The sequence below is a fragment of the Paenibacillus sp. J22P90 genome (assembly GCF_059692195.1).
The window spans coordinates 1239080-1264968 of the sequence record NZ_JCAUAY010000002.1 but is presented as its reverse complement, the minus strand read 5'-3'; the positions used below and the strand labels follow the sequence as shown (position 1 = coordinate 1264968).

Genomic DNA, 25889 nt, shown 5'->3' with positions numbered 1-25889 from the left:
CTGACTTATGAGGTGGATAATAAAATCATGAAAGCATACTTAGAGTTACTACAGGATATTTTAAATACCGGTGTTGAGAAAGGTGATCGTACTGGAACTGGGACGATTTCTACCTTTGGACGTCAGATGCGAATCAACCTGCAGGAAGGCTTCCCGCTTTTAACAACGAAGAAACTGCATATTAAATCCATCGTTCATGAATTGCTGTGGTTCGTGAGTGGCAGCACGAATGTGCAATATTTGCGAGAAAACGGTGTTACGATCTGGGACGAGTGGGCTGATGAAAATGGGGATCTAGGCCGCGTGTATGGCGCGCAGTGGCGTACTTGGCTTGCACCGAACGGGCAAGTGATCGATCAAATCGAGAAGTTGATTCACCAAATTAAGACGAATCCTGATTCCCGCAGACACTTGGTGAGCGCATGGAATCCTGCTGAAGTTGACAACATGGCGCTGCCGCCTTGTCATTATGCGTTTCAATTTTATGTGGCGAACGGTCGACTCTCTTGCATGTTTCAAATGAGATCTGTGGATACGTTCCTAGGGTTGCCGTTTAATCTGGCGTCGTATGCCCTCTTAACACATATGATTGCTCAGCAGTGCGATCTCGAAGTTGGGGATCTGATTTGGAACGGCGGCGATGTGCATATTTATCAGAACCACGTTGAACAGGTGAACAAGCAATTGCTGAGAGAACCACAAGAGCTGCCAACGCTTCATATTAAAAGAAAACCAGCTTCCATCTTCGATTACCAATTCGATGACTTTGAATTTCTGAACTATACACCGCTGCCGGGTATCAAAGCGCCGATTGCGATTTAAGGAAGTTGCTGCAGCGAAAAGGAGAGTTTTCAGTTGAGTATTTCATTTATTTTTGCCATGGATCGCAACCGTGCGATCGGTGTTAATAATACATTACCGTGGCATTTGCCAGGTGATTTGAAGTTTTTCAAAAACGTGACGATGGGGCACCCCATCCTGATGGGACGCAAAACGTACGAATCCATCGGCAAGCCGCTTCCTGGAAGACGCAACATCATTCTCACGCAAAATACAGCGTACCAAGCCGAAGGCTGTGAAATCTTCCACTCGGTTGACGAAGCGATTGAAGCGTTCCGTGACCAGGAGCTATTCGTAATCGGCGGGGCGGAGATTTTCAACCTATTTGCCGCCAGCGTGACTCGCATGTACATTACGTACATCGAGCATGAGTTCGAAGCCGACACCTTCATGACGGACTTGGACTTGTCTGCGTGGACTTTGGTTTCTTCTGAGCAAGGCGAGCGCAATGAGAAAAATCCTTACGAGTACTACTTCCGGATTTACGAACGAGCGTAGCATTAATAGCTACACGAAAGACTTCCATCAGACTTAGCGACAGCGAGAGGACGTATGTGCCTCAAAATGTAAAAATCCCGTCTCAGCCACAGGCTGGAACGGGATTTTTAAGTTGGCTATTTTTCTCCAAGAACCTCTCCATGAGCTGAGAAATGCAATAGTGCAACCTTTTTCTATCAAAAAAACGATTTCAGCTAAATTGGATGCAAATAGGCATCTATTTCTGCATTTTCAGGTCAGTTGAGACATTTTCGACTCCAAAAGATGCCTTTTTGCATTTATTTAAAATCTTGAAGTGAATTCCAGTGAAAAGGATGCTTTTTTGTATTTTTGCCACCTGTAAACAGCCTTTGCATGTGAACCGTGATTACGCACGTTTTCTAACCAACGATACGATCAAAGCTAGCGCGCCAAGCACCACTGCAGCTATGGAGAGGTACAGGGATGTTTTGGATTCTGAATCCCCAGCGGAACCAGTGCCAGCTGTTACATTTCCGTGGCTATCTGTCGTTGCTCCAGCTGCTGCTTTCGCTTTCACGGTTGTGACAGAAGCTGGCTTGTCAGATCCGTTCGCGCCAACCCATTCCACGACAGAGCCATCCTTGTAGGTTTGGTAAGCTTTCCAAACGATTTGCGTAGCCGTATCAGCCACTTTTCCTTGCATGCTGAAATCACCGAATTCGGTAGCGCCTAAACCTTCACCTGTTGCAGTCCAAGTAACACCAGTGATTTTGCCTGCAGCGTCCTTAGCGATGTCATATTTCCAACCCGCTTTAGGCTCAAAGCGAGAAATAGCGACGGAATCCAGCGGGAATTTAACTTCGACTTTCGTAGTCGCACTATCTTTCTCGGAAGGAACACGAACCGTAAATACTTCATAACTTCCTTGTGTAGCTTCTTTCGGATATACGACGACGTGAGCACTGGCGATTCCTACAAGAAGCATGGAGGCGATCATCATCGAGCTTGCGGTTAACATAAATTTTTTAAACATGGAAATACATTCCCCTTTCAATATCAACTCTTACCATGTTGTCCATATTACCTGATAGACAAGCATATGAGTATGACTCGAGTGGGCTATTTTTTCGACTAGTTTTGTCCTTTTCGTGTCAGTCCGTGTTTTATGGCAAATGCCGTGAGCTGGACACGATTCTCGAGCGATAGCTTGACGAGAATATTTTTCATATGGTTTTTAACCGTATGCTCGGAGATGAGCAGCTTCTCGGCAATGACCCGATTATTGTCCCCTTGGGCCACATAAGCGGTAATTTCTTGTTCACGCGTAGTGAGCATGTGAGGGCTGGGACCTTCTGTATGTACGCCGATCGAGGAGCGGAAGCGTCCAAACAGCTTGTCGGCCATGCCTCTGGCCACCTCCGAATTATCGTCGAGCAGTGCACGCAGGTAGCTAAGCCATTCATCGGGATCCATGTTTTTGAGCAAGTACCCTTGTGCGCCGAATTGTAAAGCAGTAAACAGATCAGCCACATCATCGGATACGGTAAGCATAACAATGCGTATAGCGCCATACGCTTGTTTGATGTGCCGTGTAGCTTGCAAGCCGTCCATTGGCGACATATGGATGTCCATTAAGACGACGTCTGGCGCCAGCTCCCCGCACAGTCGGATGGCCTCTTCACCGCTGCTGGCTTCCCCAACGATAAAGAAATCAGCGCAAGGGGCCAGCATGCTGTGTATCGCTTTGCGAGCCAAAGGATGATCATCTACGATAAGAACGCGAAATGGCATCTGCTCCATCATCAGCTATTCACCTTTCTTTCGGCTTGTACAATTAGTTTCGTGCCAGCGCCTTGCTCACTCTGAAGCTCCATAGTGGCCCCAAGCTCGGAAGCGCGTTTCTGCATGAGGTCGATGCCGTAGGTCTTGCTACTATCCGTCGCCGATGTGAGTTGCATTCCGCATCCGTTATCGGTGATGAGTAGTCGCCAGCCATCGCGCCCAGCTTTCAATTGAATGGCAGCATCTGTTGCCATCGAATGCTTACGAATGTTCGTGAAGGCCTCCTGCATAATGCCGAATAGCTGAACTTCCTCACTAGGTGAGAAGCTATCCTCTGTAATCTGCACGGTCTTCTGAAGCTCAATGCCGGATACCAACCGCCAGTTCTCTAAATAGGCATGAATGCGTTGGCCAAACGATGTTCCTTCTTCTGGAGGCGTTCGCAAATTAAAAATAGCTTGCCGCAGCGAATTGTCGATCTCGGAAACAGCCGCTTTCGCTTCTTCGATATCCCCTTGGCGCAGCTTCACATTAAGGAAGAAGAGGGTTTGAGCTAAATCATCATGCAATTCACGTGCCAAACGCTCACGCTCTTCAAAGACCGCTCTGCGTGCTTCACTAAGCATGATTTTTTCATTACTGCGCTCAATACTGCCAAACATCCATGAGGCAAACAGATACGATAAGAGCAGCGTGATAACCGTAATCGTGAAATTACCGGCCTCCATCGTCAAATACCGCAGCAAATATTCGTGTCGTATATATTCAAAACCACCAATAATCAGGACGGGCACCAATACCGTAAAAAGCTTGTACTTACGCAAGGACATACAGCAGGTCAGCTCCTATTCGAAATAATAGATGAAGGTATGTGTTTCACAGAATAAATGGATGTCGTATTTGGAACGGTTTCTATTATATCAGATCTCGTTTAGAATTCTTCACAAATAATCGGTGAAGGTACTTCTCATAAGATGTACACGTGTGCTACATTATTGATGGATCGTAACACGAAGGGGAAGGGCGTGATTGATTTACGATGTGGAAATCTTTACTGCTTGAGAGAAAAAGCTGGGCCGGATACGTTGGCTTTATAATCCTGCTTCACGTATTAGGCTTGATTGGTTTATACACCGTTGCCAAATCATCTCCTGCGTTCTGGGGGATTGGACTCCTGGCTTATACATTAGGGATGCGTCATGCGTTTGACGTTGATCATATCGCAGCCATCGACAATACAGTGCGAAAGCTTGTGCAACAGAAGAAGAACCCGCTAGGTGTTGGTTTTTATTTCTCGCTAGGTCACTCGTCTGTCGTATTCGTGATGGCAATTGTGACTGCGTTCTCCGTCCAATGGGCAGCACGTGAGCTCCCCTGGATGCAGCGTTTCGGCGGTGTCATTGGGGCTTCCGTTTCCGGACTTTTCCTCGTCATTATTGGTGTCATTAACTTACTGATTCTGATTAGCTTGTATAAAATGTTCCTGAAGTTCCGCGGCGGCAAGTACGACAACGATGAGTTTGAAGAGCTTTTAGAGTCTCGGGGATTTATTACAAGACTGATTAAGCCGCTTTTCTCTTTCATCACTAAAAGCTGGCATGTGTACCCATTAGGCTTTCTCTTCGGTTTAGGCTTTGATACGGCAAGTGAAATCGCGCTGCTCGCGATATCCGCACATGCAGCCAAGGATGCGATCCCGTTTATCGGCGTCATCTCGCTTCCGCTTTTGTTCGCAGCCGGGATGAGCCTATTCGATACAGCGGACGGCATGTTCATGACCAAAGCGTACAAGTGGGCATTCCATACGCCAATGCGCAAGCTGTATTACAATTTGACCGTTACCGCACTTGCAGTGGTTGCGGCACTGATCATTGGCGTAATCGAGCTCGGACAGGTACTCTCCGAAGAATTCAGTATGGAAGGGACGTTCTGGACGTGGCTGCAAGAAATTGATTTTGGAACGTTAGGCTTTATTCTGGTGGGGATGTTCGTCATCGCGTGGATCGTTTCAATTGCCGTCTGGAGAGGCATGAAGCTTGAGGAACGTTGGGGTGCAAAGTACAATCCGTAGAAGAAATTGGCCTCAGCGAATCGCTTGGGGCTTTTATTGTGCATGGTGAACAATGGAATATGAATTTTTTCTAAAGGTAATGCTAGAAAAAAGGATTTTTTCATCTATTCGTTGAAAATAGTCTAGTACTTGAAATTGTGAAAAAGAAAGTAGGACGAATATGATTGAGTTTAAGCATTTGTCGAAAGTATATCCAAATGGTACTGTTGGGTTGAATGACATTAACCTTACCATACACCCAGGGGAGTTCGTAGTTATTGTAGGTTTATCAGGGGCAGGGAAGTCCACATTGCTTCGTTCAATTAATCGTCTGCATGAGACAACAAGCGGTGAAATTTTAATCGATGGAAAATCCATTACTAAAGCGAACGGCGCGGGCTTACGTCGGATGCGTAGAGATATCGGGATGATTTTCCAAACCTTTAATCTAGTCAAAAGATCCACCGTTATTCGCAACGTCCTATCTGGCCGCGTTGGGTACCATTCCACACTCCGTACGATGTTCGGCTTGTTCCCGAAAGCGGATATTGAGCTTTCGCTCAAAGCGCTGGAACGTGTAAACATTCGGGAAAAAGCCTATTCACGCGCCGATGAATTGTCCGGCGGTCAACAGCAGCGTGTGTCCATTGCGAGAGCACTCGCTCAGGAAGCGAAAATCATCCTCGCAGATGAGCCTGTTGCGTCACTGGATCCGCTCACAACCCGTCAAGTTATGGATGACCTGAAACGAATTAACAAAGACCTCGGTATTACAACCGTTGTCAACCTTCACTTTATCGACTTGGCTCGCGAGTACGCAACGCGCATTATCGGACTTCGTGCAGGTAAGGTCGTCTACGATGGACCAGTTGCCGATGCGACGGATGATGTGTTCTCCGAGATCTACGGCCGCGCCATTAAGAAGGACGAGCTGCTGGGGGTGCAGGAGGAATGAGTTCAGCAACTTTCAAAAAACCTCCACGCACGAAGCTTTACATGATTATCGCGATTATGCTGCTATTCTTGATCGGCAGTATTTATCAAACAGATGCGACGCTGACAAGATTGGCGACGGGAACGCCGGAAATCTTTAAATTCATCGCAGAAATGTTCCCGCCAGACTGGCTGTTCTTTGCAGACATTTGGAAGCCGATGGCACAAACGATACAAATGTCCATCCTGGGTACGGTCGTTGGAGCGCTGTTCGCATTCCCAATGGCGCTGCTAGCGGCGCGTAACGTAACAACCTCACCATGGTTGTCGTATCCAGCTCGTTTTATTATGAATTTTGTTCGTACCATTCCTGATTTACTCTATGCAGCCTTATTTGCCGTATTAGTTGGCTTTGGTCCAACAGCGGGTACATTGGCGCTCATTTTCTTTACCTTTGGTATTATTTCAAAGCTTTCGTACGAATCCACCGAAGCTATCGACCCAGGTCCGCTTGAAGCGATGACCGCGGTTGGCGCTAATCGGCTCAAGTTGATCCGTTTCGGAGTCCTGCCACAGGTTGCACCTACGTATCTGGCGCATTTTCTGTACACGTTTGAAGTGAGTATTCGTGCTTCCGCAATTCTCGGTTTGGTTGGCGCGGGTGGTATCGGCTTATTGCTCAAAAACACACTCGATCTGTTCCGTTATGATCAGTCTTGTGCCATTGTTATTTATACGCTGCTGATCGTTGTTATCATTGATTTGGTAAGTACACGATTCCGTACGTATTTGTTAAAAGGAAGTGCCAAGCCGATGTCTGAAACAAAAGCTAACACCTATAAAATTATTGGTGTAGCGGCTGTGATCGGTCTACTGGTTTGGGCGTTAACAGGCTTGGAATTAACAGGTTTCCAACCAACTACTTGGATTCTTACAAAAGCGATGATCAGTGGATTATTCCACCCTGACTGGGCTTATGTCTATATTCCTGAAGGGGAAGATTTACTCCGTTCCCTACTTGAAACCTTGTCCATTTCCTATTTAGGTAACTTCGTATCAGCGATTGTCTGTCTGCCATTTGCTTTCTGGGCCGCGGCGAATATGAGCAAGTACCGGGCTGTTTCGGGCACTGGAAAGCTATTCCTCAGCGTTATTCGTACGATTCCGGAAATCATTATGGCTTTGATCTTTATTAAAGCTGTTGGACCGAATGCGTATGCAGGTGTTATGGCGCTTGGCTTGCACTCTGTGGGCATGTTAGGCAAGCTCTATGCCGAGGCTATTGAGAACATGGATATGGGGCCTACAGAGGCTATGACGGCCGTAGGAGCGAACTTCTGGCAGCGGATGTCGTTCGCCGTCATTCCACAGGTCATTCCAGACTTCATTTCGTATACCCTGTACCGCTTCGAAATTAATGTCCGTTCTGCGACCTTGCTTGGAATCATTGGTGCTGGAGGGATCGGGACACCGCTCATTTTCGCACTGAGCGCCAGACAGTGGCCGCGTGTAGGTATTATTTTGATTGGGATTATCGTGACGGTCTCTGTCATTGACTATATCTCAGGAACACTGCGAAAACGGATCGTTTAAGCGTAAACCATGCATGGCAAATAAAAAAAGGCAGTTCCTGAAGGTCTGGAGATCTTCAAGAACTGCCTTTTTTCATTCTAGATCCAGCTACTTACGATTCCCGCCTTGAGCAACCAAATAGAGGATACGGGGCTCACGAAGACGATGGGAAGCTTGAGGAAGAGGTTCGTCTGGCCCTAGGATCTCGATTTGATCAATCAACGTAATCGGAATCATAATGTTGTTTATTTTTAATAGCTGAAATTCTGGATAGTACTGCGATATGGCCCCCTGTACTTCATCTGTGCCGCACCGGATAATGACTTCTGTTTTTCGCATGATCAGCATTTCGTACATCCCGTTTTTCACCCCACAATGAGTTATGACACGCCGACAAAGTAAACGTTTGATAGCTGTAAGTAAACGAAAAGATTGGACGGGCGTGCCACATTCATAATATGCAAGGAAAGTCTGGTATAGAATGTAAATTTAGAAGGAAAAAACCACCGCGTCATGGTTGCAAATGCTCATGCTGCGGTGGTTTTGTGTACATTATATTGTACGATAGTGGAAATCTTATTTCAAGCCCATAGCTTTGTTAGCTTCACGAACGATGTTGAATTTATCGTCAGTTGTTGCAACATAACCTTGGTGTGTGTATACATCGATGATCACTTTTTTACCTTCTGGATCGTTGCCAATTGCAATGAAAGCATCTTGAATTTTCTTCTTCCAAGCTGCATCCATATCGGAACGAACAGCGATTGTATCATTAGGAATTTTATCAGAGAAAGCAAGAACTTTCGTTTGTTTGAAAATATCTGGGTAATCCTTCAACATGTTAGTACGGATATCTTGGAACACGCCTACTGCATCAACTTGACCGTTCAGAAGTGCAATTATCGCTTTATCGTGTCCTTGGAATTGAACGCCTGTTACATCTTTAACTGGATCTACACCAGCGTTTTTCAAAACAAGACCTGGGTAAATGTAACCAGCTGCGGAAGTAACACCTTGCCAACCCATCTTCTTACCTTTCAAATCAGCTACGGATTTAATTGGGGAATCGGCTTTGACAACGATCATCGATTTATAGAAATCAACAAGATCTTTCGTTGGTTGACCTGTTGTATCATCAACGCCAAAACGTTGTGCTTGTACAAGTAGATCAGCAGCTTTACGGTTATCGTGAGCAACAACATAGTTACTTGGCGGCAAGAAACCAACGTCAACTTGTTTGGAAGACATAGCTTCAATAACAACGTTGTAATCTGTGGAAACGGAAACTTTAACTGGGATTCCTAGTTTATCTCCAAGCAATTTCTCAAGAGGCTTCGCTTTTGCTTCAAGTGTTTCTGCGTTTTGGGAAGGAACGAATTGTACTTTCAATTCTTTAGGAACGAAACCTGCAGCTGCTGGAGTTGCTGTTGCTGCTGTTGTTGCTGCTGCAGTAGAGGAAGCAGCTGGCTTTTCTTCTTTTTTCGCGCAACCTACAAGAGCACCTGCAGCTACGACCATTGACAAACTAAGTACGACTAATTTTTTCATGTTTTTTTGACCTCCGTTTAAATATTTACTTTTTATCTATGATGTACTATAACATTATCATAAGAGATATGGAAGATAGTGTGAAGTATTTGTTAAACTGACAATGCTTATGTAATAATTTACAATTAATTGGAATTGGAGTGAACCGTTTGACGAAGACAGGGCAAGAGAAAATAAGTCATATTTCGATTTTAGAAACGAGTGACCTCCATGGGAATATGTTTCCCATTCACTACGCAAATAATCGTCCCAACGATGTGGGATTGTCAAAAATTTCAACGTTAATTGCTGGGGAACGAGCTAAGGAAGCTCATGTCATAGTGATTGATAATGGAGATCTGATCCAAGGTACCCCGCTGGCGTATCACCACGCTCGTTTGGACAATGAACCCATGAATCCCATGGTGCTGGGATTGAACTATTTGAACTGTGATGCAGCTGTTCTGGGAAATCATGAATTTAACTATGGGATGGACGTATTGCAAAAAGCGGTCAGAGAATCTGAATTTCCCTGGTTATGTGCCAATATTGTGAACGATGCGACGGGGGAGCCTTTCTTTGGCAAGCCGTTTCTCGTTAAGGAATTTCCTGAAGGCGTACGTGTAGGGATTCTTGGGTTAACTACGCCCTACATTCCGAATTGGGAGGACCCGAAGCATATCGTCGGTTTAAGATTCGAAGATCCGATTGCGGCAGCGCGTACCTGGGTGCAATATCTCAAGGAGCAGGAGCGTGTGGATGTCGTTGTGGTTTCTTACCATGGCGGATTTGAACGAGATATTGCCACTGGCGAGCCTACAGAGCCATTAACAGGGGAGAATCAAGGGTATCAGCTGTGTATGGAAGTTGAGGGAATTGATGTGCTACTCACAGGCCATCAGCATAGAAGTATTGCTGGCGTGGACATTAACGGCGTAACTATCGTTCAACCAGGGACTGCCGGTGTTACACTTGGGAAAGTGAGCATCGCGCTAGAGCAAATGGAAGAGGGCTGGCGAATTGCTTCCAAGCAATCGGAGCTTCTATCTGTTGCGAATGTGGAGGCAGACAAGGTTCTGTTGGAGCGAATTAGTTCCTATGAATCGAAGACACAATTGTGGCTAGATCAACCGATTGGCAAGCTAACGGGGGATATGCTCGTGAAAGATCCTATGCAGATTCGTACGGAAGACAATGCGCTGATAGAGTTCATTAACAAGGTTCAAATGGAGCTGTCAGGCGCCTCTATTTCCAATACGGCGTTGTTTGATAATGTTTCACCTGGTTTTCCGGCGGATATAACCATGCGGGATATCGTGTCCAACTATATTTACCCGAACACGCTGAAGGTCATTCGGATCTCTGGTCAGGATATTAAGGATGCATTAGAGCAGTCTGCGGAGTATTTTGAATTGGCGCCAGATGGAGCTCTTCAAGTAAGCAAGTCGTTCATGGAACCGAAGCCGGCGCATTACAACTATGATATGTGGGAGGGAATCTCCTACACGCTAGACATTTCCCGACCTGTTGGGAATCGGGTTGTACAGCTGGATTACGAGGGGGAAGCGATGAATCTCGCAGCCTCATTCGATGTGGTGATGAACAACTATCGCTCTGCTGGCGGAGGCAATTATGCGATGTTCCAGAATAAGCCGGTGATCAAAGATATTCCAACGGATGTCGCTGAGTTATTGGCGGGATATATTATGGAGCGGGGCACCATCGAAGCGAGTGTAAACCATAACTGGAAAGTGATTTGGAAATAGTTTGCATAAAAAAAGCCTGACAAGAGCGTGGGAATCGAAAGGTTCTCTGCTGTTGAAGGGCTTTTTTTCGTATAGCCCAATGTGCTGTTCAAAACCTCGGTTACCTCATAACCTTTGTGATTGAAATAGATGCTTTTCTACACGGTAAGGATTGGCTATTATTAGTTTAGTACGTTAATCGCATGAGGGGGTTTTACATTTGAACGCTGGGACAACGATTGAACTATGGCCTGGAGCCACGCAGGATAGTCAAGGTGAGAAGAATCAAGGCTGCCCAAGCTTAACCTTATTCCCCGTAGAGGGAGATGGCTTGCGTGCAGCAGTCATTGTATGCCCGGGTGGTGGTTATGGCGGGCGTGCTCCACATGAGGGTGAGCCCATCGCAAAATGGCTAAATGGGCTTGGCATTTCCGCTTTCGTGTTGAATTACCGCGTAGCTCCTTATAAACATCCGATACCTTTGCAAGATGCGCAGCGGGCGATTCGGACAGTGAGACATCACGCGGAGGCATGGGGAGTTGATGCTAATCGTATTGGTATTCTAGGTTTTTCGGCAGGTGGTCATTTGGCCGCGACAACAGGCACGCATTTTGATGCAGGAGATCAGACCTCCTCGGATCCGATTGAGCACCAAAGCTCCCGACCAGATCTTATGGTGCTATGTTATCCTGTCATTTCATTTGGGATCAACGTGCATCAAGGTTCACGGGTGAATCTGATTGGCGCAGATGCAAGTGAGGAGTTAGTCAACGATTTAAGTAATGAACTGCAAGTAACAGCAGATACGCCACCAACTTTCCTATGGCACACTGCGGATGATGTTGCGGTTCCTGTTGAAAATAGCTTGCTTTTTGCTAGTGCGCTTAGCCGTAATAAGGTGCCCTTCGACTTGCATGTCTTCGAGTCGGGAATTCACGGAATCGGGATCGCAGATGATCATCCAGAAGCGTATGTCTGGCCAGAGGTTTGCGCAAATTGGCTGAAAAAGCAGCGTTTTGCATGACCCAGCTTGTCTACGAGTGCCATCCGTTAGGGGATTCAGCGATCGTGATCCGGCTAGGGTCGGACATTTCGTTAGCTAATCTACATAGGGTTACAAAGGTAGCGAAATACATAGAGGATAACTGGCACGATGGCTTTATCGAGTTGGTTGCTGCCTATACAACCATTACCATTTATTATGATGCTTTTCGCATTTATAATCATTCTTCCGAAGTTGTGTTAAAAAGTGGACGTACCTATCAGGGGTCAACTTGGCTCCCTTATGATCATGTCTTGCAGTACATCGTGCAGTTTTTAGATGCGTATAAAGAGAACGGTGACCAAGCCGGGCAGCTGGGAACGATCATGGAAATTCCTGTTTGTTATGAGGCGGCCTATGCACCTGATTTGGCGGAAGTAGCCGCCTATCATCAGGTGAGTACAGATGATATCGTGAAGTGGCATACCTCCCGCGTGTATCCGGTGTATATGATTGGTTTTGCACCAGGCTTTCCCTATTTGGGCGGGTTGGACGAAAGACTTGCGACACCACGCAAATCAGTACCTCGCACACAAATTCCAGTCGGATCAGTGGGCATTGGCGGAGCGCAAACAGGTATCTACCCTTTTGAAACACCTGGTGGCTGGCAATTGATTGGGAGAACTCCAGTTCGTATGTTTCGTCCAGAAGCGAATCCCCCTTCTTTGTTACAGGCAGGGGATCAAGTGAAGTTCATACCAATCACATCCGAGCAGTATCAAGCGCTTATAGAAGGGAATTCGAGGAATGGGCTTTGATGTCAAGCAACCTGGTCTTTTGTCCATGTTACAAGATGAGGGACGATATGGTTATCGGAAGCACGGTGTGATTGTGGCTGGGCCGTTGGATCGGTTTGCTCATCGTGCAGCGAACTTGCTGGTTGGCAACGGTCGCGAAGCGGTGACCCTGGAAATGACGCTAAGCGGGGCTATGTTAGTTGCCCAAAAAGATATGCTAGTCGCCATTTGCGGTGCAGATATGGAAGCGAGTGTTGACGGAAGCTCAAGTTCGGCACCTATGTGGCGACCTTTTGTACTTCCGACAGGAAGTGAACTGCAATTTCGCTACGCGACACATGGTTGTAGAACGTATCTAGCTGTGCATGGCGGTTTCAAGGCGGAACATGTGATGGGAAGCCGCAGCACCTACCAGAGAGCGGGTATTGGTGGATATGAGGGAAGAGCTATTCGTGTAGGGGATGAGCTGGAAGTTGAAACAGGTGATTTGTCTTCTCGGCTCATGAACGGAGTCGAGCTACAATCCAAGTCGGTGAGTTCATGGATTCGTCCTGCTTATCGTGACAATCCACTGATACGGATCGTCAAAGGCAAGGAAGCCTCCTTATTTACAGGAGCAAGCTGGTCGAGATTGCTTTCCCAAAGCTTTCAGGTGACCCCGCAATCGGATCGCATGGGGTATCGGTTGTTGAATGAGTCGAAGCTGGAGCTTGAAGCAGGCATGTCCTATGAAATGATCTCGGAAGCAGTTGTTGCGGGAACGCTTCAGGTGCCCTCAAGCGGGCAGCCAATCTTGCTGATGGCGGACTGCCAGACAACAGGCGGCTATCCGCGAATCGGCCACGTGATCACGGCCGATCTTCCGTTGGTCGCTCAAGTGAAGCCAGGCGGCAAGCTGCGTTTTCAAGAGGTTTCGCATTTCGAAGCGCAGGAGCAATTGCTGCTGCAGGAGATGGATTTGAAGCTGCTGGCGGCGGGGATGAGGGCTTGGTTGAGGGGGATGGGGTGAATATCACAACCCCACGGTAACTTTCAAAACTTGAAACCTACAAAATGCAAGCATAGTATGAGCCGAAAAGGTAACTGCTACGACAAAGCATGCATTGAATCCTTTCACTGTGTGCTGTAAAAGGAGTTTATTTACTGCACGAAATTTCAGACAAAGGCCCAGGCACAATGTGAAATTAAAAAAAGGCCATTCCGTAAAGGATGGCCTTAAAAACTTGCCATTGTAGATAGCGCGGAGAACCGTAAAAGACGACAGGTCGATAGGGTACAGTTCAACTCGGGAGTGGCTTTAACTTCATAGTTAAGAGGGAATACTTGTGATGACTTGTTGGTATTCTTCGTGATTATAAGATTCCCCGAACAATAATCGAAGATCATTACAGGAAACTAATAATGGCAGCAGCATAAGTCGTTCTTCCTCAATACGAAGCGTAACCTCGTCATGTTGATTAGCACGCATGGTTGAAATGACTTGATTGACTTGTTCAGACAGCCATGCAATTTGATTCGTTTGCAGCGGGTTCGATTCAACGCTGCTTTGCAAACCTGTGATTGCGAACTGAATTGAACGCGGGAATTCGGAATTGAGCAGCAGGAATTCCATGACTTCCGCGCGCCTCACGTCATTGGCATGAAACTTGCGAAAGGCTTCATAGCCGCCGCAAGATTTCAGGAGAGAAATGAGCCGGTAATAGCGGATTTCGTCATCCAGCCATGTAGCGTCCGTCATCAAATTTGTGAAACTCGCATTGATCAATTGCACCGTATTGCGCGTTCGCTCTACAAATTTGCCAACCTGCATACAATTCCAATTCTCTCCACGAATCATCACAGAATCCGCAACACCGTTAAAGAGAGAGAGCCACTCGCTTATGCGCTTATAGAATAGATAAGGGGTCTGTGACATAATATGGCCAATAGCTTGATCCTTCAGCCATAAATAGAAAGAATTGATAATATCCCAGAGTTCGCCTGGTAGGATGGGCCGAATAGTGCGAATATGATTTCTGACCTGCTGAATACTAGAGAGAATACTAGTGGGATTCGACTGTTCAAAGGTCAAATAGTTAAGGATCGTCCACTCCGTAAATTGCGGGTACAGTGTCTTCAGTTCCGAAGCATCGCCAACGGCCGCAGCAAGCCGCTCCCAGGCATAGTCTTGATCTCCTTGCATTAATTCATGACGCATCGTGTAATTTACGTTGATGACTCTGGCGTAGTTCTCTACTTGTTCCAAGGAACGTCCGATCGAGAACAACAGGTTCGCATAGCGATTAATCAAGTTTATCACCTCGTAAGTGCTCTATATTTGGAATGGCTACGACAATACCCACGTATCTTTGGTACCTCCGCCTTGCGATGAATTGACGACGAGCGATCCTTGTTTAAGTGCCACGCGAGTTAGACCGCCGGGAACGACATAAGTCTCGTTGCCTATGAAGGTGAAAGCACGCAAATCGATATGACGTGGTGCGATACTACCATTGGTGAGGGACGGGCTACAGGACAGCTTCATCGTAGGCTGGGCAATATAGCGCTCAGGATGTTGGACGATTTTCTCAGCAAATGCTTTAATTTCTTGCTCTGTGGCGGAAGGGCCGATTAGCATGCCATAGCCACCAGATAATGAACGCTCTTTGACCACCATGGTGGATAAGCGGGACATGACATATTCTCTTTCATGCGGTCTAGTTAAAATATAAGTAGGAACATTATTCAAGATTGGCTCTTCATTCAAATAGTAGCGGATCATGTCTGGCACGAAGGCATACACGGCTTTATCATCAGCGACCCCAGTTCCGGGTGCATTGGCTAAAGCTACATGTCCAGCTAGATAAGCATCCATAAGTCCAGGTACGCCTAATACAGAATCTTTACGAAAGGCGAGCGGATCCAAGTACTCATCATCAATTCGCCGATAAATAACATCTACTTGACGTAGTCCCTGTCTGCTTTTCAAATAAACAATTCGATCTATAACAACGAGGTCCCCGCCTTCAACAAGATCTATGCCCATTTCTTGTGCTAGAAACGAATGATCATAATAGGCGGAGTTATAAATGCCCGGAGTCAGCAAGACGATAAAAGGGTCTGGTTTAGCATTTGGCGCCAAGCTGCGCAAGCTGCTTAACAAGGCATTCAATCCTTGATCAATATCGCGTGTGCGGTAATCAAAGAACAAACTCGGAAATAAATTCGTCATTAAGGAACGGTTCTTATAAACATAGGACAGTCCTGAAGGCGTTCTTAAATTATCTTCAAGGACGTAGTACTCGCCGGAATGACCGCGAATAATATCAATACCTGATATCGGAATATAGACACCGTTAGGAACATCGAGGCCAATCATCTCAGGCACAAAATAAGGATTGTTGATAATCATGTCACGAGGAATTAGTTCATCGTTCAAAATATGTTGTTCATGGTAGATATCCCATATGAAATGATTGAGCGCTTTAACCCTTTGCTTCAAACCAGCGTCCATCGGAGCCCATTCGTCCGAAGTTAGGATGCGTGGAATCAAATCGAATGGTATCGTTCTCTCCTGTGTGGACTCCTCTGGTTGATTGCCATATAGGGTAAAGGTGATCCCTTGCGTCACCATCTCCGATTGCATGATTGCATCTCGTTTTAATAATTCCTCAGGCCCCATACCAGACATTCGCTGCAGCATGGTACCATAGTGGGGTCTTACTTTCCCTCGCCCTTCAAACATTTCATCATAAAAAGCTAGATGTTCATAATCAGCAAAAAGCTGGTTCATGTTATCCTTCATCATCAGCATAGCCATGACAGAATCCCTCCACTGTTTTTTATCACTTCATCCTCGATAGGAGTGTAAACTTATATAACATACGGATAACACAGGCTAAGTATAGAGCAAGGGTACAATGAAAGGTTGTCGAATCAGCACGGCATAAATGTGTCTATTTTATGACGATTAATGAACGGCCCGCTGTACAAATAATTTACCAACTTATTTATTGCTGATAAAAAAAGTAAGATTAAAGAAATATGTACTTATCATGCAATCCAATTCTAAGATTAATCATCAGGGAGGTTCCTGCAGTGAGATTCACGATTCGAAGCAAGCTGGTAATCAGCTTTATTTCTGTTGCATTCTTTGTAACCGTAGTCAATATTACAGCCTATTATTACAATGACAAACTGAATGTATCGTTCAATGAATTATTAGACCAGCAAGGTACGGTACTGAGTAAAGCCAAAGATATTCAGTATTTGTCCGTGCAGGAAACCAACAGCTTGAGAGGTTATCTGTTGACGCATGATTCCGAATTTCTAACGGAACTCCAGACAGCGAATGAACAGCTCAATCTTCTGACTGGCCAAGTCGGTTCGATGCTCAAACAGCCTGAGGTGAAAGAGTCCTTCCAGAAATTCTATGAGATGAATCAATCCTTCTTGCGAAACTATGAGAGAATGCTGGATACGCTCAAAAAAGATAATAATCAAGAGGCTGCGTTAGCTTACTTCCAAAGTGACGTGTTACCCATCGGCCAGAAGCTAGGAGCATTTTCTAAAGCTTTTGCAGATAGTCAACAGGCTCTAGTAGATCAGGGTAAACAAGAAAACAGCTCGATGGTTGATTTCGTGAATGGTATGACAGCTATACTAACCGTGATCACGTTCCTATTGACCTTGTTAATTGGTTTGCTACTTTCTCATCGTATCACTAGCAATTTGTTCAAAATTACAAGTGTCATCACAGGCTTCACGTATGATTCGAACACGGCCTCCAAATTGCCGCACATCGAAGTCCGCACTGAAGATGAGATTGGCGACATTGCGACTTCTTTTAATGAAATGGCCAAAACCTTAAATAACTATGCCATTTTGGAACAAGAGCAGCGCTGGCTTGAAACGAACGTCGTCGAAATGGCGATGAAATTTCAAAGTGTGCATAACTTGGAGTCCTTGGCACAATTGTTCATTACGACCATCACACCGCTCGTCGATGCGAGTTATGGTGTATTTTATTTGAATCAAGGCAATGGTTGGCGTCAGCAATTAAATAGACTGGCATCTTATGCCTACCAGCCAATGAGCCTTGGTGCCGAGTCCTTTAAGCAAGGAGAGGGGCTTGTCGGACAAGCTGCTTTAGAAGGACGTACCATTTTACTTAACAATATCCCAGAGAATTACATTCAGATTTCCTCGGGTTTAGGGAAGGCAGCCCCAGCTAGTCTGCTCATAATGCCTGTGCAATTCGAAGAAGAAGTCGTAGCTGTCATTGAACTGGCCTCATTCGGGACATTTAGTATGATACAACAGACATTTCTGCAACATATCTCCACGCATTTAGGCAGCGTATTAAGCAGCTTGACTGGACGTATGCAGGTTGAGCAGCTGCTGGCTGAATCACAGGTGTTAACCGAGGAACTGCAAACGCAGTCCGAAGAGCTGAAGGGCATTAACGGAAAGCTAGAAGAGCAATACAAAAACTCCGAGCAGAAGACGAAGGAATTAGAGAAGACCAAGTCGTTGCTGGAGGAAAAGGCTAGACAGCTTACGCTTAGCTCCCAATACAAGTCGGAATTCTTAGCCAACATGTCACATGAGCTGCGTACTCCTTTAAATAGTTTGCTCATTTTATCGAGCATTCTGACAGAAAATATCGATGGCAATTTGAATGATAGTCAGGTGAAATATGCCCAAACGATTCATCAATCGGGGAATGACCTGCTTGAATTAATTAACGATATTCTCGATCTGTCGAAGATCGAATCAGGCAAAATCGATTTGGTTCACGGGATGGTTGGGTTACGCGACCTTATTGACTCTTCCGAGCAGCAGTTTCACCCCGTAGCTCGTCAGAAAGGGCTGAAGTTCACAACGATTCTCGATACGGATCTGCCATCCGGGATTTATACAGATGAGCAGCGTTTATTGCAAATAATCAAGAATCTGTTGTCGAATGCCTTTAAATTCACGGAGCGGGGCGAAGTGAAGTTGCACATACATCGCGCGGATAAAAAGTTGCTCGTTGACCAAATGAAACCGCTTGCGATACAGGCTGGGATTGCTTTCTCCATTACAGATACAGGTATAGGAATCCCGCTGGAAAAGCAGAGTCTTATATTCCAGGCGTTCCAACAGGCAGACGGGACAACGAATCGCAAATATGGCGGTACTGGATTGGGTCTCTCCATCAGCTCCAACATGGCACATTTGTTGAATGGTGCGATTTACGTTCAAAGTGCGGTAGGGCATGGAAGCAAATTTACTCTCGTCGTTCCTTGCGAAGAATCGAATGTGTTAGAAATCCCAGCGAGACAGCAACTTGAATCAGCTGCAACCCTTGCGAATAGCCTTGACATTGAGGAGCCTTATGCACCGAATGATGTGGAGCGTGATGATGAGGTCTGGATCGGTAAAAAAATACTAATAGTCGACGATGATATGCGAAACATTTACGCCACTACGATTGCGTTAGAAAGCAAGAATGTGACCGTGTTTTTCGCTGAAAATGGCGTTTATTGCTTGAAAATCCTAGAGGAGCACCCTGATGTGGATCTGATACTCATGGATATAATGCTGCCCGAAATGGATGGCTACGAGACCATGCGTACGCTGCGGCAAATGCCGGGCTTCGCCACACTCCCTATCATTGCTTTAACGGCGAAGGCGATGAAGGAAGACAAAGAGAAATGCCTTGAAGCTGGTGCATCCGATTACATCAGTAAACCCGTAAAGCTGGATCAGTTATTTGACCTGATTCATTATTGGCTCAATAGATAGGTGGTTAGACTTGTGTGTATGAACGATAATGAACAGATTGACGACCGGGAACGAATTGAAATTGAACTTTTACTCGAAGCACTTTACCGGTATTATGGCGTAGATTTCCGGAACTATGTGTTCCCGACGATACGTCGCCGAATTTGGTATCGAATCCGAGCAGAGCGCCTGAAGACGATCTCTGGCTTACAGGAGAAGGTACTGCATGATCGACATACGTTTAAGCAACTCACCAATGACTTCTCAATTAATGTGACAGAGCTATTCCGAGACCCCAGCTTTTTCGTGGCTTTCCGGAATAAAGTCGTTCCTCTGCTACAGCATTACCCAAGTGTTCGCATCTGGCATGCTGGATGCTCAACTGGCGAAGAAGCCTACTCTATGGCTATTCTGCTGGATGAGGAGAACCTGTTGAATAGAACGCGTATCTACGCGACAGATATGAATGAGGCGGTCATCGAAGAAGCCAAGCGTGAATCATTTCCAGTCGAACGCATGCAACAGTATGTGCAGAATTATATGCTCGCAGGCGGCAAGAAATCCATACAGGACTATATATCTGTCTCTAATGGTCGTGCGGAATTTAAGCCATATCTAGGTGGTAAAATCACATTCGCCCAGCACAACTTAGCTGTTGATGAATCTTTTAATGAGTTCCATGTCATCATTTGTCGTAACGCGATGATCTACTTCAATGCATATCTTCAGAACCGCGTACATGAATTGTTCTATCAAAGCCTATCTCCAATGGGATTCCTTGGGCTTGGACATAAGGAAAGCATAACCTTTACGAGTTTCGCAGACTGTTACAAGGAGATGGAACATAATGAAAAGCTTTACCGCAAAATTAGATAGTCCACTGTCGAAAGTCAATATCTTAATGGTCGATGATCGACCGGAAAATTTAATTGCCATTGAGGCGATACTGGACTCGCCGAATTACCAATTGTTCTCTGCCCACTCGGGGGAGGAGGCCTTGCGGCATGTTTTGACGACGGAATTCGCTGTCATTCTATTAGATGTACAAATGCCAGGTATGACGGGCTTTGAAACAGCTAGATTAATTAAATTAAGAGAGCGCTCGAAGTATGTTCCTATCATTTTTATAACAGCTATTAGTCAGGCTGCAGAGCATGTGAAACACGGGTATGCGGTCGGTGCTATTGATTATATTTTCAAACCATTACATCCCGAAACGCTGAAAATGAAAATCGAAGCCTTCATAAAAATGTATCAATATCAAGAGCAAATCAAGCTCCAGAATGAATTATTAAAAGTAATTGGTGAGACTTCTAACGATACAATCGTAACTGTCGATGAATATGGCTATATGCAAACGCTGAATCCAGTAGCAGCCAAAATGTTCGGCTATATGCCGGATAAGCTGGTCGGTCAACCTATTAATCGGATCGTCCCTGAGCTATCTTCCAGACTTTTTGCACAGAAGAATCAGACTAACGAACTTATTGAAACAACAGCTCTACGAAAAGAGGGGATCCCGTTCCCGGTCGATATTCAAATTGGTAAAACGAGCATCGTTGGGCAACAGCTCTACGTGTGTTCCATTCGAGATGTCACAGATCGGAAAATGATGGAAGAAGAGCGTTTTCGCCAAATTTTCGATACGATGCCTTGCCTGATTTCCCTACGATCGATGAAAGACAAACGCTACATTAATGTCAATGCAAGGTTGCTAAACGCTGTAGGCCTTACGCCAATCGAAGTTTATCATGAAACAGCCGACTTGTTGCAATATATTGTTGACTCCGATGACCAGAAGAAGCATGATCCTTGGCAAGCCGCACAGAATGTGCGCATTCGGTATATGACGCATACGGGTAATTTGTGTGAAGCTTTAATGTCCAATGAAGTCATGCAGGTGCGTGGAGAAGATTGCCTCTTAAGTGTCGTGACCGATATATCGGAACGCGTCTTTCTGGAGAAGGAAATGATTCGATTGGATCGGTTGAATTTAACGGGGGAAATGGCAGCTGGGATCGTGCATGAAATTCGCAATCCAATGACGACAGTGCGTGGTTTCTTGCAGCTGTCCAAAAGCCATCCATCCAATGAACACACCGATATCATGATCGAAGAATTGGATCGGGTGCACAACATTGTGACTGAATTTCTCTCCGTTGCTGCTCATGCGCCGACGAAGCGCACGCAAAGACAACTAAATACCATCATCGAGAACTTGTTTCCCCTTATCCATTCGAAAGCGATGATTGGGAATCACAATGTTGTGCTGGAATTAGGAGAATGTCCGCACATTCTCTTGGATGAGAAGGAGATTCGCCAGCTCATACTGAATCTCGTTCTGAATGGGCTGGATGCAATGATAGCCCGCGGCACATTAACAATCAAGACATACGCGAAAGAGGGGCAAGTGGTGTTAGCGATATCAGATCAAGGCCAAGGTATTAAAGAGGAATTCCTCGCCAAGCTCGGTACGCCGTTCTTCAGCACGAAGTCCAATGGGACGGGGCTAGGTTTATCGATATGCTATGGCATTGCCGAGCGACATGATGCTGTAATCAAGGTGCAGACGAGCTCAGGGGGAACGACATTTTTTGTGAATTTTAACCTTGATCATTTGGGGAATCCGTCTGAAGGTTAATGTGGAAGCTTGCGAAGGCGTTCTATTAGCGGTAGAAAATGGGGAGAGCATCCCTCTGTGGGAAATTACCACTAAGGGAGCAACCTCGGACCTCGGTGTCTGGTAAGCCAGGGACAATTGACTGGTTCGCTCTCTTCCGTAGCTAATTATTAATGGGAATCTAACTGCAAAAGTCGGATGAAGAAACAACAATTGGAGGATGCCTTCGAATTTGTGTCGTATAAAATCAACAAACTAGATAAGACAAATATTCCATATTGCATGACATTACGCTTCCATCCGTTAAAGGTAAGACAATAAAAATAGATCATGTTGTTGTTTCTAAAAATGTGATATTTTTAAATGAAACAAAGATTTATACAGGCTGGATTACAGGAGAGGAAAAGTCAGATTATTGGACACAAGTCATTTATAAACGTAAGAAAAAGCTCTGTAATCCGCTTAGACAAAACTATGGACATATTCAAGCATTAAAAGCATGATCGAGTGAATTTGAGGAATTAACTTTTACTTCGATAATATGCTCAGTAAATATACCCCAAATGGAGAATTTCCAATTAATCCTCTGAGTGAGTTGTGTGGGGGGCGTGTAGCAGGAGCTGGGTGATGAATGGGATTAGTAGTGAATGAGCTGAGTAATGATGATTGAAGATGAATGATTAAAGAATGAAAGATTGAAGAATGAGCGAATAATGATGCCAGAGTGGCATTCATTGAAGTGGAGGGTGAAGTAGTCATGTTGCGCATTGACTTGAATTGCGACATGGGCGAAGGCTTCGGCGCTTATCGCCTCGGCCGCGATGCGGAGCTGCTCGACTATGTCAGCTCCGCCAACATCGCCTGCGGGTTCCACGCAGGCGATCCCGCAACCATGCGCAGCACCGTGCAGCTGTGCGTGCGCAAGGGCGTTGCGATCGGGGCCCATCCGGGCCTGCCCGATCTGCAGGGCTTCGGCCGGCGCGAGATCGTGATCACGCCGGCTGAGGCTTACGAGCTGACGTTGTATCAGCTCGGGGCGCTGCAGGCGTTCGTCCACGCCGAAGGCGGACGCCTGCAGCACGTCAAGCCGCATGGCGCGCTCTACCACATGGCTGCGAAGCGCCATGAGTTAGCCGCCGCGATTGCGGCTGCAACGGCCAGCGTCAGCGCGGAGCTGACGCTGTATGGCCCGCCCGGCAGCGAACTGCTGCGGGCGGGCGCCGCCGCGGGGCTGCGGACCGCGAGCGAGGCTTTCGCGGACCGCAGCTACCAGCGGGACGGCTCTTTGACGCCCCGCGACCAGCCGGGGGCGCTGCTGGAGAGCGCCGCCGAAGCTGCGGCGCAGGTGGAGCGGCTCGTCCGCGAAGGGAAGGTTTTCTCCCGTGAGGGAGAGGACCTGAGCATGCGCGCGGACACGATCTGTATCCACGGCGATGGCGTTCACGCCGTGGAGTTCGCGCGCGATATCCGCGCGCTGCTGGAAAGAGGCGGCATTGCAGTCATGCCGCTTGGGACCTAGCGTAACGCTAGGTCCTTTTTTTTTGCATTTGTGACAACCCAACTCCCCCAGCAAGTATCCGAATTACCTCACCCCAAACTCTACCACCAACCATCTCCACAAATCACTTACAACTCATCCAACCCTCACCATCATCTACTCCTCACACATCCTTCCATTGGCAGAAACGTTCTGTGATTCCCCTGCATCTTGCTGGTATCGCGGCATTATCTACAGCTAGTAAGTCTCTTTTCCTCTAACATTAATCGCAGGAAACGCGAGCGGGTAAGCGATGAATGGAACTTCAAGATCGGAACATGACCAATAATGACTGATGCTACCAACGAGTTTCAAATTACAACTGACAAAATTTGAAATTTGTTACTGACCTAATTACTCGAAGAGTATATTGCTTGCCAGTACGGCAGGCTCAGTCGCATCCTGCACATCCTGCACTTCCTCCACTCCTTCCACACCCCCAACAAGGAAAGAATCCCTATAACCATTCTTTCACTTGAGACCAGCTCCGCAATATGAGTTAATAGGGTATGTAGCCGGCCGGCTTCCATGCCTTCAGAAAGGAGTGATCAAGGTGATTACAACGCAAACAGAGGTGATCTCTGCGTAAGCAGAGATCACTGTTCCAAGCGGGGGCCCTAGGCCCTCGCATAACTTTTACGAACGAGTAGACAGCGAGAAGCTTTTTACATATAATGAGAATTGTGAACACGAAGTGAACACAACAATAAACTATGGTGAAGGGAGTGCTTTTTAATGTACACAATGACAATGACAGTAGCGATGAATGTTGCGGCCGCCGCAGAGGTACTCGTCTCCTAACTGAATATCATTCGTGGAATAACCGTTCACCTGAATTGTATAATTGCATATACAACCGACAGGCACGATTATGATCGTGTTTTTTTTATTCCATTTTTGAGAATGGTAGGAGGTTAAGGGGCGATGAAGATACTCTCTGCAAATCCGTCGAAGTTTTAGTTTTGCGACAATTTGAGGAGGTTTTCATCCATGAGTTATAAGAACGGGAAAGATGTTCTTCCCCCTAACCTATTAAAACAATTACAAGAATATATCCAAGGCGAAATCGTGTATATCCCTAAGAAAGAGCAGAAACGTGCTGGCTGGGGAGAAAATAACGGCACTCGCATCATTATTGAGCGGAGAAATCGTGAGATTTTCCGTTTGTATCAAACGGGATCGACCGTATTGGAGCTGATCAAGGTGTTTCATTTGTCCGAAGACAGCATTCGCAAAATTATTGTTAAAACACGTGAATTAACAGCCAATCAGGCATAGCAGCAGCATCCATCGTGATGCTGCTTTTTTCTTTTTTACCTATCGCTGTAGGAATCCGCAGTTTTCTCGCCGAAAACATTCATATAGATCATTTAGAAGAAATTAGGAGGAGTAGGGATGATAGCCGTATTTGTGTATGGAACGTTACTTGTAGGAGAAAGTAATCATTTTGTTGTCTCTCCGTATTTACTTGACGTGCAACCTGGGGCAATTGAAGGACGTTTATATGATGTGGGACCTTATCCAGCACTAGTCCGATCGGGAGATGAACATACCGTTGTGGGGGAATGGATTCAAGTTACTGAGGCAGGGTTAGCTGCCATGGATGTCTTGGAAACGTACTATGGCCCGAATCATGAGGACAATGAATATGAACGGATATGGGTGAAGGATGTCAGCGGAGAGCGGGAAGGCTGGGTCTATTGCTGGACAAGTTCTCGCGGATTGCCGGAAATCAAAGGCTCTTCATGGAAGTCCCATTTACACGAGAAGAAAGTGTGATTTCTTTCGGGGTTTTCCGACATTTTTCTATCGTGGCTACAGGGATGATGCTATAATTAATGTAATTCATAGACTTGAGGAGAGAGAACATGTCCGCTTATAAAATTTTGCTCGCCGATGATGAGTTGGCTCTTCGATTTCTCCTAACGGAAACGTTATCGGACGAAGGATACGTCATTACAGAGGTTGAGGACGGTCAACAAGCGATCGAACAACTCGGCAAGGAAACGTACGATTTAATTATTTTAGATTACATGATGCCAGAGCGAACGGGCGTTGAGGTATGTTCTTGGCTGCGACAAAGCGACAATGTGAATCGGGACTTGCCGGTCATTCTTTTGACTGCCAAAGCGCTAGAGAAAGATAAAGAAAAGGCGAAGGCAGCAGGCGTCACCACGTACATTGTGAAACCTTTCAGTCCACTTCAATTATTGGACACCATAGGGCAGCTTTTGCAACGATAGGTCGAACAGGTTAGTGATGTGACTAGTTAGATTAAGCTTATAAAGGGTGATGTCT

Annotated in this window: 24 protein-coding genes; 17 read left to right on the top strand and 7 right to left on the bottom strand. The window is 46.0% G+C overall.

Going from position 1 to position 25889, the window contains the following annotated elements:
• Positions 1-27 precede the first annotated feature (27 nt).
• Both thyA and AC58UX_RS10230 read left to right on the top strand, forming a co-directional pair.
• The gene (gene thyA, locus AC58UX_RS10235; protein ID WP_497252051.1) at positions 28-822 is read left to right on the top strand and encodes a thymidylate synthase; all 795 of its coding nucleotides are present in this window, start codon (positions 28-30) and stop codon (positions 820-822) included.
• 33 nt (positions 823-855) lie between these two features.
• Positions 856-1338 (top strand): dihydrofolate reductase, encoded by a 483-nt coding sequence (locus tag AC58UX_RS10230; RefSeq protein WP_497252049.1) that lies wholly within the window; start codon positions 856-858, stop codon positions 1336-1338.
• Positions 1339-1705: 367 nt separating this feature from the next.
• Here the strand turns inward: AC58UX_RS10230 and AC58UX_RS10225 are convergent, their stop codons facing one another.
• From AC58UX_RS10225 to AC58UX_RS10215, 3 genes are all read right to left on the bottom strand, one after another.
• Positions 1706-2332, bottom strand: a complete 627-nt coding sequence (locus tag AC58UX_RS10225) for a YcnI family copper-binding membrane protein (RefSeq protein ID WP_497252047.1) — start codon at positions 2330-2332, stop codon at positions 1706-1708.
• 98 nt (positions 2333-2430) lie between these two features.
• The gene (locus AC58UX_RS10220; protein ID WP_497252045.1) at positions 2431-3102 is read right to left on the bottom strand and encodes a response regulator; all 672 of its coding nucleotides are present in this window, start codon (positions 3100-3102) and stop codon (positions 2431-2433) included.
• Positions 3102-3911 (bottom strand): sensor histidine kinase, encoded by an 810-nt coding sequence (locus AC58UX_RS10215; protein WP_497252043.1) that lies wholly within the window; start codon positions 3909-3911, stop codon positions 3102-3104. Before AC58UX_RS10215 ends, AC58UX_RS10220 begins: the two co-directional genes overlap by 1 nt.
• A 209-nt stretch (positions 3912-4120) precedes the next feature.
• Here AC58UX_RS10215 and AC58UX_RS10210 point away from each other — a divergent pair, with 209 nt between their 5' ends.
• From AC58UX_RS10210 to phnE, 3 genes are all read left to right on the top strand, one after another.
• Complete coding sequence (locus tag AC58UX_RS10210) at positions 4121-5152, top strand: HoxN/HupN/NixA family nickel/cobalt transporter (protein WP_497252041.1); 1032 nt, start codon at positions 4121-4123, stop codon at positions 5150-5152.
• A gap of 160 nt (positions 5153-5312) precedes the next feature.
• Positions 5313-6086 carry a phosphonate ABC transporter ATP-binding protein gene (gene phnC / locus AC58UX_RS10205; protein WP_497252039.1) on the top strand — a complete coding sequence of 258 codons (774 nt, stop codon included), beginning with the start codon at positions 5313-5315 and terminating at the stop codon, positions 6084-6086.
• Complete coding sequence (phnE, locus tag AC58UX_RS10200) at positions 6083-7657, top strand: phosphonate ABC transporter, permease protein PhnE (protein WP_497252037.1); 1575 nt, start codon at positions 6083-6085, stop codon at positions 7655-7657. Before phnC ends, phnE begins: the two co-directional genes overlap by 4 nt.
• Before the next feature lie 87 nt (positions 7658-7744).
• Here phnE and AC58UX_RS10195 read toward each other — a convergent pair whose 3' ends face one another.
• Positions 7745-7984, bottom strand: a complete 240-nt coding sequence (locus tag AC58UX_RS10195) for a hypothetical protein (protein ID WP_497252035.1) — start codon at positions 7982-7984, stop codon at positions 7745-7747.
• Positions 7985-8212: 228 nt separating this feature from the next.
• Positions 8213-9184 (bottom strand): phosphate/phosphite/phosphonate ABC transporter substrate-binding protein, encoded by a 972-nt coding sequence (locus AC58UX_RS10190; protein ID WP_497252033.1) that lies wholly within the window; start codon positions 9182-9184, stop codon positions 8213-8215.
• 149 nt (positions 9185-9333) lie between these two features.
• Between AC58UX_RS10190 and AC58UX_RS10185 the strand changes: the two genes are divergently transcribed.
• The 4 genes from AC58UX_RS10185 to AC58UX_RS10170 all read left to right on the top strand — a co-directional run bounded on the left by AC58UX_RS10185 (position 9334) and on the right by AC58UX_RS10170 (position 13696).
• A complete protein-coding gene (locus AC58UX_RS10185) occupies positions 9334-10929 on the top strand; it encodes a bifunctional metallophosphatase/5'-nucleotidase (protein ID WP_497252031.1) in 1596 nt (531 codons plus the stop codon).
• Positions 10930-11128: 199 nt separating this feature from the next.
• Positions 11129-11932, top strand: a complete 804-nt coding sequence (locus AC58UX_RS10180; protein WP_497252029.1) for an alpha/beta hydrolase — start codon at positions 11129-11131, stop codon at positions 11930-11932.
• A complete protein-coding gene (gene pxpB, locus AC58UX_RS10175) occupies positions 11929-12708 on the top strand; it encodes a 5-oxoprolinase subunit PxpB (protein ID WP_497252027.1) in 780 nt (259 codons plus the stop codon). The genes AC58UX_RS10180 and pxpB overlap by 4 nt, the downstream gene beginning before the upstream one ends.
• A complete protein-coding gene (locus tag AC58UX_RS10170; RefSeq protein WP_497252025.1) occupies positions 12698-13696 on the top strand; it encodes a 5-oxoprolinase subunit C family protein in 999 nt (332 codons plus the stop codon). Before pxpB ends, AC58UX_RS10170 begins: the two co-directional genes overlap by 11 nt.
• Positions 13697-13996: 300 nt before the next feature.
• Here the strand turns inward: AC58UX_RS10170 and AC58UX_RS10165 are convergent, their stop codons facing one another.
• Both AC58UX_RS10165 and AC58UX_RS10160 read right to left on the bottom strand, forming a co-directional pair.
• Entirely contained in the window at positions 13997-14977 is a 981-nt protein-coding gene (locus AC58UX_RS10165; protein ID WP_497252023.1) for an alpha-E domain-containing protein, read from the bottom strand.
• 36 nt (positions 14978-15013) lie between these two features.
• The gene (locus AC58UX_RS10160; RefSeq protein ID WP_497252021.1) at positions 15014-16486 is read right to left on the bottom strand and encodes a circularly permuted type 2 ATP-grasp protein; all 1473 of its coding nucleotides are present in this window, start codon (positions 16484-16486) and stop codon (positions 15014-15016) included.
• Between the two features lie 278 nt (positions 16487-16764).
• Here AC58UX_RS10160 and AC58UX_RS10155 point away from each other — a divergent pair, with 278 nt between their 5' ends.
• The 8 genes from AC58UX_RS10155 (at position 16765) to AC58UX_RS10120 (ending at position 25834) form a co-directional block, all read left to right on the top strand.
• Complete coding sequence (locus AC58UX_RS10155; protein ID WP_497252019.1) at positions 16765-19455, top strand: response regulator; 2691 nt, start codon at positions 16765-16767, stop codon at positions 19453-19455.
• A gap of 18 nt (positions 19456-19473) precedes the next feature.
• Positions 19474-20310: a CheR family methyltransferase gene (locus AC58UX_RS10150; RefSeq protein WP_497252017.1), complete on the top strand. Its 837-nt coding sequence runs from the start codon at positions 19474-19476 to the stop codon at positions 20308-20310.
• Complete coding sequence (locus AC58UX_RS10145) at positions 20282-22075, top strand: response regulator (RefSeq protein WP_497252015.1); 1794 nt, start codon at positions 20282-20284, stop codon at positions 22073-22075. The genes AC58UX_RS10150 and AC58UX_RS10145 overlap by 29 nt, the downstream gene beginning before the upstream one ends.
• A gap of 257 nt (positions 22076-22332) precedes the next feature.
• Positions 22333-22557 (top strand): nuclease-related domain-containing protein, encoded by a 225-nt coding sequence (locus AC58UX_RS10140; protein ID WP_497252013.1) that lies wholly within the window; start codon positions 22333-22335, stop codon positions 22555-22557.
• A gap of 254 nt (positions 22558-22811) precedes the next feature.
• Positions 22812-23573, top strand: coding sequence for a LamB/YcsF family protein (locus AC58UX_RS10135; protein WP_497252011.1), 762 nt, complete (start codon positions 22812-22814; stop codon positions 23571-23573).
• Between the two features lie 1008 nt (positions 23574-24581).
• Positions 24582-24869: a CD3324 family protein gene (locus tag AC58UX_RS10130; RefSeq protein ID WP_028556449.1), complete on the top strand. Its 288-nt coding sequence runs from the start codon at positions 24582-24584 to the stop codon at positions 24867-24869.
• 117 nt (positions 24870-24986) lie between these two features.
• On the top strand, positions 24987-25370 hold the full coding sequence (locus tag AC58UX_RS10125) for a gamma-glutamylcyclotransferase family protein (RefSeq protein ID WP_497252009.1): 384 nt from the start codon (positions 24987-24989) through the stop codon (positions 25368-25370).
• Positions 25371-25459: 89 nt separating this feature from the next.
• Positions 25460-25834: a response regulator gene (locus AC58UX_RS10120; protein WP_497252007.1), complete on the top strand. Its 375-nt coding sequence runs from the start codon at positions 25460-25462 to the stop codon at positions 25832-25834.
• The last annotated feature ends 55 nt before the right edge of the window (positions 25835-25889 follow it).

Coding starts and splice junctions, on each gene's coding strand:
- thyA (WP_497252051.1), top strand. CDS start 28: ATGAAAGCATACTTAGAGTTACTACAGGATATTTTAAATACCGGTGTT.
- AC58UX_RS10225 (WP_497252047.1), bottom strand. CDS start 2,332: ATGTTTAAAAAATTTATGTTAACCGCAAGCTCGATGATGATCGCCTCC.
- AC58UX_RS10220 (WP_497252045.1), bottom strand. CDS start 3,102: ATGATGGAGCAGATGCCATTTCGCGTTCTTATCGTAGATGATCATCCT.
- AC58UX_RS10215 (WP_497252043.1), bottom strand. CDS start 3,911: ATGTCCTTGCGTAAGTACAAGCTTTTTACGGTATTGGTGCCCGTCCTG.
- AC58UX_RS10210 (WP_497252041.1), top strand. CDS start 4,121: ATGTGGAAATCTTTACTGCTTGAGAGAAAAAGCTGGGCCGGATACGTT.
- phnC (WP_497252039.1), top strand. CDS start 5,313: ATGATTGAGTTTAAGCATTTGTCGAAAGTATATCCAAATGGTACTGTT.
- phnE (WP_497252037.1), top strand. CDS start 6,083: ATGAGTTCAGCAACTTTCAAAAAACCTCCACGCACGAAGCTTTACATG.
- AC58UX_RS10195 (WP_497252035.1), bottom strand. CDS start 7,984: ATGCTGATCATGCGAAAAACAGAAGTCATTATCCGGTGCGGCACAGAT.
- AC58UX_RS10190 (WP_497252033.1), bottom strand. CDS start 9,184: ATGAAAAAATTAGTCGTACTTAGTTTGTCAATGGTCGTAGCTGCAGGT.
- pxpB (WP_497252027.1), top strand. CDS start 11,929: ATGACCCAGCTTGTCTACGAGTGCCATCCGTTAGGGGATTCAGCGATC.
- AC58UX_RS10170 (WP_497252025.1), top strand. CDS start 12,698: ATGGGCTTTGATGTCAAGCAACCTGGTCTTTTGTCCATGTTACAAGAT.
- AC58UX_RS10160 (WP_497252021.1), bottom strand. CDS start 16,486: ATGGCTATGCTGATGATGAAGGATAACATGAACCAGCTTTTTGCTGAT.
- AC58UX_RS10150 (WP_497252017.1), top strand. CDS start 19,474: ATGAACGATAATGAACAGATTGACGACCGGGAACGAATTGAAATTGAA.
- AC58UX_RS10145 (WP_497252015.1), top strand. CDS start 20,282: ATGAAAAGCTTTACCGCAAAATTAGATAGTCCACTGTCGAAAGTCAAT.
- AC58UX_RS10135 (WP_497252011.1), top strand. CDS start 22,812: ATGTTGCGCATTGACTTGAATTGCGACATGGGCGAAGGCTTCGGCGCT.
- AC58UX_RS10130 (WP_028556449.1), top strand. CDS start 24,582: ATGAGTTATAAGAACGGGAAAGATGTTCTTCCCCCTAACCTATTAAAA.
- AC58UX_RS10125 (WP_497252009.1), top strand. CDS start 24,987: ATGATAGCCGTATTTGTGTATGGAACGTTACTTGTAGGAGAAAGTAAT.
- AC58UX_RS10120 (WP_497252007.1), top strand. CDS start 25,460: ATGTCCGCTTATAAAATTTTGCTCGCCGATGATGAGTTGGCTCTTCGA.